An 11,960-nucleotide genomic window follows, 5' to 3' on the forward strand; every position below is an offset into this window, starting at 1 on the left:
GCGGTGCATCCCTGCGGACCGGCAAGCACGGTGACGCCTGTGGCGTTGGCCGTAAACTGGTTGAGATACTCGTTGAGCGAGCCGCCACCGATAATATGAAGAGTGTTTATCGGGAACACCGACATTTCTTTAAGATAGCCGAACACCTGACGGTAACGCAGCGCCAGACTGTCGAGTATGCAGCGGCATATCTCGGCATAGCCTTCGGGTACGTGCTGACCTGTCTCTGCGCAATACTGCTTTATGGCAGCCTGCATGTCGGCAGGATTGGCAAACATCTCGTCGTCGGGGTTTATGATGCTCTGAAAGGCAGTGACCTTCATTGCGTCTGCCAGCAGCACGCCATAGTCAGACGGAGCCTCGTCGCCCCACTCCTTGCGGCAGCGCTCAAGCAGCCACATGCCGCAGATATTCTTAAGGAAGCGTGTAGTGCCTTCCACTCCGCCCTCATTGGTGAAGTTCAGCTCATAGCTGCGTCCGTTAATTATGGCGTCCTTGGTCTCAATGCCCATAAGGCTCCATGTGCCGCTGCTGAGATAGGCAAACTTCTCGTCGGCAGCAGGTACGGCAGCCACGGCACTTGCCGTGTCATGACCGGCAACGGCTATCACCGGCACGGGACCAAGCCCTGTCATCTTCTGCACCTCATCAGTGAGCACGCCTATCCTGTAGCCGGGAACAACCATCTTGCCAAACTTGCCGCGCGGAAGTTCGAGACTCTCGAGCAGCATCCCGTCGAGCTCTTTCGTAACCGGATTGAGCATCTGGCTTGTTGAAGCTATGGTATATTCGCAGACAGCCTCGCCCGTGAGCATCCAGCTGAGCGCATCAGGCATGAAGAGTATCTTCTCGGCATTCTTCAGAGCCGAATTGCCGTCGCGTTTCATGGCATAAAGCTGAAACAGCGAATTGAAGTTCATAAACTGTATGCCTGTGGCGCCATACACTTTCTCCTTTGACACTTTCTTTTCGAAATACTCCTCCATCGCACCAAACGTATGAGGGTCGCGATATGAGAACGGATTGCGCAGCAACGCGCCGTCGTCGCCCACACATACGAAGTCGACGCCCCACGTGTCGATGCCGATGCTGGTTATCTCGACGTTACGTTTTGCCACAATCTTCAAGCCTTTTATTATCTCGAAATAAAGAGCGTAAATATCCCAGTAAAAATGTCCGCCGGTCTCTATCAGGTTGTTAGGAAAGCGTGTAATCTCCTCTAACTTTATCTTACCGTCTGAAAGAGTGCCGACGATAGTCCTGCCGCTTGTAGCTCCAAGGTCGACAGCAAAGAAACATTTTGAATTGCCCATTTAGTATATTAGTATGTTTTTAGCGTATTAAATTAATTTCTGCAAAGATAAAGATTATTTCAAATAAGTGAATATAACAATTTGATTTTTAGACAATAAGATTTGAGAATAAAACTTAGCTTAACATTATGAAAGCATCTGTGCATCACTTCTTTGCAAACGTTTTCGTAAGGACAAGCAAATCGTCCCGAGGGCAAAATCACGGCTCACGGAACGGACAGACATATTGTTACTGCCGACGGGATGACTCACGGCACAAAAAGACAAAGATGAAGAAAACAAGCATAACAACACGTCACAAAAAGGCAGAAAACAGGACCAGATTATAACACAAACAAAGTATTTTTCGGTAAATATTTTATTGGAGTAGAAAATAATTACTAAATTTGCACGATAATATGAACTAATCTTAAATAATTAAAAATGTCAACTTTAACATTAGCTATCGTAACCGTATTTATCATCGGTTATCTGTGTATTGCCCTCGAAAGCTTCACCAAGGTGAACAAGGCTGCCATTGCGCTGCTTATGCTGGTGGGCTGCTGGACAATATTTATGTTCGATCCGGGAAGCTACCTGCCCGGTGTTGCCGGCGATAAGATATCGCTTGCTGTAAATGAAATAATTGAGAAGCATCTGGGAAGCACTTCTACCACACTGTTCTTCCTTATGGGTGCAATGACCATCGTTGAGGTGGTTGACCAGAACGGCGGCTTCAACTTCGTCCGCGACATGATGAAGACGAAGAACAAGAAGACTCTCTTGTGGCGAATAACGTTCATGACGTTCTTCCTTTCGGCCATCCTCGACAACCTGACGACCAGCATCGTTATGATAATGATTCTGCGAAAGCTGATTCAGGAACGTAAAGACAGACTCATATATGCGTCGCTCGTGATTATAGCGGCCAACTCAGGAGGTGCCTTCTCGCCTATTGGTGACGTTACGACAATCATGCTGTGGAACAAAGGTCTGATAACGGCTGCAGGAGTTATAAAGGAACTTATTGTGCCGTCGCTTGTTTCTGTGGCTCTGCCTGCCTACCTGCTGTCGCTGTCGCTCAAAGGCGAAATAGCTGTTCCGGCAATAGCCGGAGGCAAGACGGCTGAGACCAACGAACTGACAAAGAGACAGCGCAAGACAGTGTTCCTCATCGGTGTGGGCGGTCTTATCTTCGTTCCTATATTCAAGTCGATAACTCATCTGCCTCCGTTTGTTGGCATATTGCTGGTGCTCGGCGTGCTGTGGACCGTAACCGAACTTTTCTATCGCCATCTGCACAAAAATGAGGAGAGGGGTGCAATGCAGAAAAGAGTTGTAAACATCCTTTCACGCATCGACATGAGCACCATTCTGTTCTTCCTCGGCATACTTATGGCTGTTGCCTGTCTTGAGACAATAGGCGTGCTGGCCACTCTGGGCGAAGGCCTCAACACAACATTCAACGGCAACCATTATATCGTAACAGGCATTATCGGCGTGCTGTCGAGCATCGTTGACAATGTGCCTCTCGTAGCAGGATGCATGGGTATGTATCCTATTGCCGAAGTGGGCGACATGGCACAGGACGGCATATTCTGGCAGCTCTTGGCCTACTGCGCCGGTGTGGGCGGCTCTATGCTCATCATCGGATCTGCTGCAGGCGTTGTTGTCATGGGTCTCGAAAAGATTACTTTCGGCTGGTATATGAAGAGGATTTCTCTTATAGCATTTGCAGGATACATGGCCGGAATATTGATCTATTGGGTAGAAAAGACATTCATCGGACTATAACATAGTCATCCGTCGATAACGGCACGCATCTCATGACGTAACCGTGCATGGGGTGCACAAAATACAAAAAAAGAGGAAATGCATCATAAGCGTGCATTTCCTCTTTTTATATATCCACTTGCTCTGCCTAGGCAGAATTTATCCCCCAGCCGGTCATATAAAATTTCCGTTTTGACATTGAGCAGATTGTCATGGAACGGGCATATAATAAAAAGGTATGCCGCAATAAAAAATCGGCCATTAGACATTGATTATGACTAATGACCGATTCTATTCTAAAGAGCCTTCTGCCGCACTGTCATCTTGTGCCGGCTCTATATTCGCTTGGTTTACAGCCTATCTTCACCTTAAACTTACTTGAAAAATAGTCGGGCGAATCAAAGTTGAGCCTGTAGGCAATCTCCTTTATACTCATGTCTGTGGTAGACAGCAATTCCTTTGCACGCTGCAGGCGCAGGTCCTGCTGATAAAGCGCCGGCGACATGCCGGTGTATTCCTTGAACAGCTTGCGGAAGTTAGAATAGCTTGAGCCAAGTTCTGCCGCAATCTCCTGCACCGTTATCTTCGACTCCACACCCTCGCGTATGCGCAGGCGTGCCTTGTTTATCATGTCTACGTATCCGCCGCGGCGGTTAAGTTCCATGTTGCGTTCAAGCGCATACATGTGGCCGAGCAGATTGTTCACGATGCCGGCAAGTATCTGCTGCGAATAGGCAGCCTCCTCCTTTGCAGCCTTTATGGCCGAGTTATACAGATAAACGATGTCGCCGCTGAAGCCTACATGATATACGGGCTTCTCGAGCGACAGGAAGTTGTAGCGCATACGGTCGTCCATGTTGCGGCCCTTGTAGCCAATCCAATAGCTCTTCCAGAACACTCCCGGCAGAGGATGATACGTATGCCACTCTCCCGGAAACAGCAAGAAGATATCACCGGCCTTGATATGAACATTCCTTACATGCTCCGACGAGAATATGCCCTCGCCTTCTATAAGATAGAGCATCTGATATTCATCAAGCACGCGGCCGCGCTCAACATCAAAAAAATATCCGTCGCCATGCCCCTTGGTAGGATAGTCCTCGTCAGGGCCCACTTCGTCGTATCCCACAGTATTTACGACAAGTCCCCATTGGGCGTCACGGTCGTTAGCTACTAAATATTTACTGTCCTGCATGCGTCAATTTATTCTCAGTTAATTACATACTGCAAATGTTTCATGGGATGTCCGCCCCAGGTGTTGTTGCCTACGAACTTGAATCCCACCCTGCCATAAAGTTTCTCAGCCTTCGGATTCCCGGTGTCTACGAGCAGTCCTACAGCAGGCAGCCCCATGCCCTTGGCCTTTTCGATAACGGCATTGAGCAATACGGTTGCCACGCCCTTGCCACGGCAGTTTTCAGGTACGGCTATGCTGTCGATATACAGCTCACCTGGCCCTGTCTCGTCAGCTATATTGCTGAAGTCGCGGCCGAAGTTGTCATTCATGGCCTTGACAAAAGCCTTGCGCAAGTCGTGCAGATGTCCGCCATCGTAAGACACGCACATACCGCAAACTCCGCCGTCCTCGTCTATAGCCACCATGGTGTTCTTATAGCTGTACTGCGAATCTTCCGAAAGCACGAGTTCTGTCATCACACGCTCAAAATCATCGAGAGTGTGGTCAGGACCGACAAAATACTGGCAACATTCATAATTCATTGCCTGCATTATCAGTCTTGCTATCGAAAGAGCCTGAAATTTCTGAGCTGATTGTATTTCCATTGCAAAAGATTAGATTATATCATTCGTTGCAAAAATACTGAAAATAATACAATCTACAAAATCTATTACTCAAAATCAGCCGGCGCTTAATATTTATAGCGTATTATTCTTCTTTTTTCAGTGTTACAAGCACTTTGTCAATACGCGCACCGTCCATGTCGACAATCTCGAGATTGAACCCGTTCCATTCGGCACGCTCGCCCGACTGCGGTATATGCTTCAGCTGCTCTATTATCAGTCCGGCCAAGGTGTTGTAGTTCTGTTCGCCGTCGTACAGGTCTTCTTTGTCAAAATAAGACAGGAAGTCGTAAAAAGAGCACTGTCCGTCAACAAGCCAGCTCGCAGCGTCTTCACGCTCTATGATGTCAGGTTCGTTGTTCACCTCGTCTATAGTTCCTACAAGGCCCTCAAGGATGTCTCTCAGAGTGATTACGCCCTGAAAGCTTCCGAACTCGTCGCAGATAAAGGCCTGTGTAAGGCGTTTCTCCTTCATCTGTTCGAGAGCCTTATACACGCTCATGTTCTCGTAGAAATAAACAGCCGGACGCATTATCTCCTTCAGGTTGAGAGTGCTTGCGTCGAGCCTGAAGATAAGATCCTTAAGCGACACCACGCCCACGATGTTCTCCAGACTGTGGTCTATCACGGGATACGACTCATAGAGGTCGTCGTTGAGCACTTGTCTTATCTCGTCCTTAGTCATGTTCACGTCGAGCGTAACCACCTCTGAGCGGTGTGTCATAAGCGAATTTACCTTAAGGTCGCCAAGCATGAACACGCGCTCAACGATGTCCTGCTCAACTTCCTGCACCTCGCCGTCTTCCTTACCTTCCTGAACGATCGACTTTATATCCTCCTCTGTAACCTTGCTCTCCGCATTCTTAACGCCGAGCAGATTGACTATTGCCTCTGTGCTCTTTGACAGAATCCATACGAACGGACTGGCTATGAGCGACAGCACATACATAGGGCGCGATATTACCTTTGACACGCGCTCGGCAACGCTCATGCCTATGCGCTTTGGAACAAGCTCGCCAAGAATTATCGTCAGATATGTAACAATGACTACTATTATTGTCTGTGCCACGGGATAGGCCCATGATGCCGACATACCGGCATGCTCGAGCACGTCAGCAAACTTGCCCGATATGGCCGAACCCGAATAGATACCTGTGAGAATGCCGATAAGCGTGATGCCTATCTGTACGGTGGATAAAAACCGGTCGGGGTCGTTGGCCAGCCTGAGGGCAGTCTTTGCGCCCTTGCTCCCCTTCTTCTCGTCGTTTGTTAATGTTACCTTTCTCGCTGATATAACTGCTATCTCGGACATTGAAAATATTCCGTTGAAAAATATCAATAGCAGAATAATTATAATTTCTTCCATTAATGGTTTAAACCGTATTGTTTCAGTTGCAAAGATAATGCATGTAAAGTTAATTTCAAAATAAATAGGCACATTTTATTTAAATTGAAATACATTATGTGAGTGAAGAGATAAGAGTGAAGAGCGAAGTTTTCAAATGTTATGCCAATTTACATCTGTACAACATCTTACAATACAACATTTGAAATGACCGGCATCTAACCTTATTCCTTCACTCTTATCTTTCACTCCTATCTCTTCACTTCTCAGAACGTCGGTGCTCAGAACGTCGGTGCTCAGAACGTCGGTGTATTCACCGGCTTGTTTTTAACCGTTGGCAGTGTCTGATTATTTATCTTCTTTCCTGCCGCGAAGTTCCATGTAACAAACAGCACTACGTGCGAATCCGGTGTAAGCAAAGTGCGTCTCTTCTCCCAGCCTTCACCGAACATTGTAAGTTTTTTTGTGTTGTAGAGTATGTTTTCGTACAGAAGGCTCACGTTCATCTTTCCTTTCATCAGCGACACATATCCGCTTACGTCCATTTTGAACCTCGCGTTCTCATCATAACTTTCAGTCCTGTTTTTGCTCGATGCTGTCATATTGAGCGTAAGTCCTAAATACTTGTTTATCTTGAAGTCGTTGTTGCTTCTGAACGTAAAAGTTCCGTGGTTAATCTTATTCTCGCCGCTGCGTGAATGTCTGTATAGATATGCAATACTGGTATTGGTGTGCCAGAAGCTGAATATACGCCCCGTATAGTTCATCGTGAGCGACTGCTGCATGCTGTAGGCAGAGTTTTCAGGCCTGGTGTAATACACGCCCGGGCGGTTTTCGTCCTTATGCATTATTACGCTCACAATGTCGCTTCCGTAGCTCATGCTATATGAGAAAGATAAACGTCTGTTTAAAGAGAAATACAGTTCTACATCGTCATACACTTCCTTTTTAAGATCCGTGTTGCCTATGCTGTAGAGGTCGTCTCCCTGCCATGTCACGTTAGGAATACGGTAGCCGTAGTTGGGCAGATAGAACATGCGGCGGTAGCTGATGTTCAAATATCTCATCTTGTTTTCGTCAATGGTCCACTGTCCTGACAGCGAGGGGCATATTCCGTCCTGCCATCTCTCAAAGTTGTTTGAACTGTCAAGATAATCCTTGTATTTCTCGTTCGTTCCGCTGTATCTCATCCCAAACTTCAAGAACAGCGACTTGCTCGGTATCAGGCTATATTCAGCCCATGCAGAATAGTAATCCTGATTCAGACAAAACTTGCCGTCTTCTATATATGACATCGTCTTTGTGCCGCGGTTGTTGTTCATGTTGGACATATAGTAATACTCAAGGCCGGCTGTCAGGTTCATATTGTCGTTAAACTTGAAATGGGCGTATGGTGATACAGTCACAAAGTCGATGTCATAGTTCTGCCTGGCATTGTCAAACATCCCGTTTGTGTTATATTCCTGACCGTTGTCATATTTGTTTTTTGAATAGTCTATACGCATGTTCAAGAAGTTTTCACCTCCGTTGCCCAATCCCTTGCGGTATTGTGTGCCTATGCTGTATGCACGGCTGATTGGCTCTGCCTTTATATCAAGAGTGTCGTTTCCGCTAATGCTGTTCTTTGACGTTCTGTTCCAGCTTGCCGACACTCCGCCGTACAGGTCTATCCTGTCTGTCTTGTTGAAGGCGTATCTCAGAGACAGGTTGTCGCCAAAAATCCTGTATCTGGTTGTGTTGTGCTTATATGTGTAAGAGTCGTCGCTGCTGTTATATTCCTTTGTGAGGATGTCAGGATATTTCCCGTACTCAAAGGCCGTCAGATAGTTGTTAAGCGTAAATTTTCCCTTGGTGTAAAGCAGGTTCAGCCTCGGCGATTCGCCGTACAGATCCTCGGTGTTCATACCTCCGTATACGGTTGCCGAGCCTATGAGGCCTCCTTCTTGCCTAAGATGTATTTTCACCACTCCGCCCGTAGCCTTCTCGCCATACGAGCCGTCGGCAAACGGAATTATCTCAATGTCTTCAATCATTGAAGGCGGTATCGACTTGAGCTGGTCGAAACTTATCTTTCTGTCTTCCAGATAGATAAGGGTATTCTGCTTTCCGTTCAGGCTCAGACTGCTTTCCGTAACATCTATGCCGCGCACATATTTAAGAAAATCTTGTGTGCTCTTTCCCTTTGTCAGCGGATTTCCTTTCACTTTCACAATGGTTTCGCCCGTACGTTTCTGCCTGGTGTAGTTGGCCATCACGGTTATGCCTTCGAGCATCTCGGCAGAGTCGTCCATGCGTATATCCCCCAGGTCTGTATTGCCTTTCACGGTTATGTCGCTTATGTAGTCGGCAAGTCCGATATATGTTATCTTCAGCTCGTAATTGCCGTTGTCAAGGGCGCTGAACGAGAACACTCCATTGTCGTCAGCCACAGTCTGCCGTCTGAACGCACTGTCGCCGGCCATGGTTAAAGTTACACTTGCACGCATCACAGCCATGCCTTCTTTGTCTACAACACGGCCAGTCATGCCATACTTGTTTTCCTGAGCGCCCGAACCTACAGATATCAAGGCGAAAATTATGAAAAGCAGAAATCTCATATTATATATTTTTTGGTTTTACATAGCCCATGCCCCTTTTGAGTCAGAAAGGATATGGTTAAATATCTTAAGTCTTCGGTTATTAGACGTACACACATTGCCCTTTGTGACATCATAAACAACGTTTTTTCATGGAAAACTTGCAATGATGCCGGTTTGGCCTGCGCCGTAGTGGCGGCATATCATGCACTGCATGCTATGCCGCACTGCATCGAGTCGTATTGACGTTTGAGTTTAAATTTATTTCATTTATATTACACCACCCGAAAATCAAACTAATATTTACGGTTCATCAAGTTGATGTCATCCTGTATGTCCTTCACGATATTGTTATCCAGGTCTATTCTCTTCTTCTGGTTCTTTCTTATTGTCCATCTGAACAATATATAAGGATGAAAGACGTCTTTCTTGTTTAAGATTGACATTTCATACTCTTTGTCGCGTACACGCATCTTCGACTTGAGGTCCTTTGTAAGAAATTCTGAACCAACCGACAGTGATATATTTGGCGTGATGTTATACGACACAAAGATATTGCTTGTCGTAGGCGTAAGGTTGTGCTGTGCCGACACGTTCGTGTACGTGTAATTGGTATAGGCCACAGATCCGTAAAAGCCCCATTTGCCTAAAGTCTGAAACAGAAAGAGGTTGCCCATAAAGCTCTTCTTGGCATCTTGTCCTGGATAATATTCTACAAAATGCGTCAGGGTCGTACCTACGGTGGTATTTTTATATCTGTAGTTAAACAGGGCCGACAGATTGATATTTGAATAGTGGCCAAGGTTTTCAAATGTTGACGTATAGACACCGTTGTCGTCAACAAAACCTATATTCTCGTATCTGTCCGTTATATAGCAGTAGTTAAAATAGGCTCCTGCGTAAAATCCGTTTTTATAGTACGAGTATCTCAGCGAAACGCCGTGAGTTTCCTGTGGCTTTAGGTAAGGATTGCCAACGTTACGGCGAAGCGAGTCGGTCGACGTGTCATACGGATTCAGCATAGCCACGTCGGGCGCGGCGCTGTTCAGCGTATAGCCCAGTTGCAGGCTTCCTGCCTTTTTCATGTTCCATGTAAACGCTGACGACACATAAGGGCGATAATAATGGTCTGACACTCCGGCCGACTTGCGCCAGATGCCCTCATATCCGAGCGAAACCATATACATAAAATTCTTTATCATTCCGTTTGCCGATGCATACAGAAACTCGCTCCATTCATTATGACGGTAGACGGGAAGCATGCCGTATTTTTCGCTGAGCTTGTCGTTTATGTAGGTTGTCGCATTTCCAAACGTAAGCGATGTCTTGTCGTTTACGTCCCATGTAAATTCGCTCGTCTGCGACACAGTGTTCTTGCGTGTGCTGAAGTCCGTCATGTCCTTCCATGTCTCTGCCGGATATATGTCGGTTGTGTTGTTTCTCAGATTATTATAATTATACGTGCCCGTAAGATAATTCTCAAGCATCATCTTGTCGTTTATCGTATGTCTGTAGAACAGTGTGCCTGAATATACCCTTGACAGACTTTTCGACTTATAGTCGGAAGTCATGGCGTCATTGCCCGCATTTCCGTTAACAAGGTCAACGAACGTTCCGCTGCCCTCCGTCTCAGCGTGCGCGCTGTTGTTGTTTCCCTGGAAATAAGCTGCTAGATAGTCTTTTTCAGTCGGCTTGTATTTCAGCATCAAGGTATAGTCAAGCGTCTTGCTGCTCGACAGCGTCTTTTCGTTTATGTCCTTAATATAGCTGTTGCTTTTAGTCCAGATGCCGTTTTCTGATTTCTGGTCGTGTGTGTATTCAGGGCCGAAGTCGGCATAGACTGAAAACTTGCTGTTGCCAATCTCAATTTTTCCCCACGTTGAACCCCAGTAGTGCGGAAAATCATTGCGCAGGCCATACTCGTAAAACTGATACAAGGTCTTTTGCGGTTTCAGGCGTATGTCCAATATCTTCTGCACGCCCTCACGCATATATTTCGCATTCACTACATCTTTTATCTCCACATAGTCAATCCTCTTCGGGTCTATTGTCGTAATTCCTGAATTAACTTTTATTCCGTCAACAAGCACCAGCAGCTGTTTTCCGTCCATTGACTTCACCGTCTCTGTTATATAATTACTGATAATGTCGGGTACTTCCTGCAACGCCTTATACGGATTTCCGCTTTCACGCGCTTTCTTAGACAGGTAATATATATGGCCTGTTGCCGTGGTCACCCGGGGACGTTCGGTAGTAACCAGCACTGAGTCGAGCTGTATGTCTTTCTCACGCAGCACAAAGTCTTCGCTCAAATCCTCGGTCATGCTTATTTCTTTGTTTACCGATGAATATCCCAAGGCTGACAGCTCTATGTTATATGTATCAGGACTCAGGTTCTTTAAGGCAAATCTGCCTTTGGCGTCAGTAGACGCCAGCGCTACGATAGTGTCGTTCTTCAGCAGCATTATCTGTACATCTTTAAGAGGCGCACCCTTTTCTGTATTAATCTTTCCTGAAAAGGAAATCTGTGAATAGGTGCAGACAATGGCGTTAAGAAATAAGAGTATTAACAAGAATCTTTTCATAATATTAATATGTTACGATTAACGATTTACTTTCTTAAAGTTTTATGGTTTTTATTTTTATTCACATCTCCAGTCTTTTTGTGGCATCATCAATAACGTTTTACATGGCAACCTTGCAAGTTTGCCGAATCGCCCTGCGCCGTTACTTTCGCAAAACAACGGAAATTTTATAATAAAAACAAATTTTGGCAATTAAAAAAGTTCACAAAAAGTTCACAAGACTCTTTGCGAAAAGCTGCAAACTTCACAAAACTTCACAAACGTGTTTTTCATTAAATTTAGCTGTTCACAACAGCTCTACGGACGTACGTCTCATTAAGTTTCGTGCTGTGAAATCTTTTCACAAAGACTTCACAGACGTATTTTCTTCATGACGTAAATCACTGTTTATAAAGACTTTATGTATCTGTCGAAGTCTCTCGACGAGCCGTCTTTGCCGGTTATTCTGTTATACATCCGTTTTCGTATGTTGGCAATGTCCTGAAGACTGCGGCCGGTAAGCATATTTATCTGCGAAGGTGCGAAGCCTAGCTTAACCAAGAGGCACAGCTCGTATTCGCTTTCACTCAAAACGGCCTTCAGCCGGCTT

At 45.9% G+C, this 11,960-nt stretch carries 7 protein-coding genes and 1 pseudogene; 1 reads left to right on the forward strand and 7 read right to left on the reverse strand.

What is annotated here, in order from left to right:
• Positions 1 to 1,313, reverse strand: a 1,313-nt coding sequence (locus tag QVO66_RS01755; RefSeq protein WP_288172437.1) for a rhamnulokinase, incomplete at its 3' end; no start/stop codon positions are given.
• A gap of 423 nt (positions 1,314 to 1,736) precedes the next feature.
• Here QVO66_RS01755 and nhaD point away from each other — a divergent pair.
• Positions 1,737 to 3,086 (forward strand): sodium:proton antiporter NhaD, encoded by a 1,350-nt coding sequence (nhaD, locus tag QVO66_RS01760; RefSeq protein WP_021853662.1) that lies wholly within the window; start codon positions 1,737 to 1,739, stop codon positions 3,084 to 3,086.
• 298 nt (positions 3,087 to 3,384) lie between these two features.
• Here nhaD and QVO66_RS01765 read toward each other — a convergent pair whose 3' ends face one another.
• From QVO66_RS01765 to QVO66_RS01790, 6 genes and pseudogenes are all read right to left on the reverse strand, one after another.
• Complete coding sequence (locus tag QVO66_RS01765; RefSeq protein WP_021853663.1) at positions 3,385 to 4,260, reverse strand: helix-turn-helix transcriptional regulator; 876 nt, start codon at positions 4,258 to 4,260, stop codon at positions 3,385 to 3,387.
• Positions 4,261 to 4,274: 14 nt separating this feature from the next.
• Entirely contained in the window at positions 4,275 to 4,847 is a 573-nt protein-coding gene (locus QVO66_RS01770) for a GNAT family N-acetyltransferase (protein ID WP_021853664.1), read from the reverse strand.
• Between the two features lie 103 nt (positions 4,848 to 4,950).
• Entirely contained in the window at positions 4,951 to 6,231 is a 1,281-nt protein-coding gene (locus QVO66_RS01775) for a hemolysin family protein (RefSeq protein ID WP_021853665.1), read from the reverse strand.
• A gap of 275 nt (positions 6,232 to 6,506) precedes the next feature.
• Positions 6,507 to 8,807: an outer membrane beta-barrel protein gene (locus tag QVO66_RS01780; protein WP_021853666.1), complete on the reverse strand. Its 2,301-nt coding sequence runs from the start codon at positions 8,805 to 8,807 to the stop codon at positions 6,507 to 6,509.
• A gap of 275 nt (positions 8,808 to 9,082) precedes the next feature.
• A complete protein-coding gene (locus QVO66_RS01785; protein WP_021853667.1) occupies positions 9,083 to 11,371 on the reverse strand; it encodes an outer membrane beta-barrel protein in 2,289 nt (762 codons plus the stop codon).
• A 387-nt stretch (positions 11,372 to 11,758) separates the two neighbouring features.
• Positions 11,759 to 11,960: pseudogene (locus QVO66_RS01790) on the reverse strand (amino acid ABC transporter permease); the annotation flags it as partial.

This window comes from Prevotella sp. CAG:255, assembly GCF_000431195.1.
Classification (GTDB): domain Bacteria; phylum Bacteroidota; class Bacteroidia; order Bacteroidales; family Bacteroidaceae; genus Prevotella; species Prevotella rara.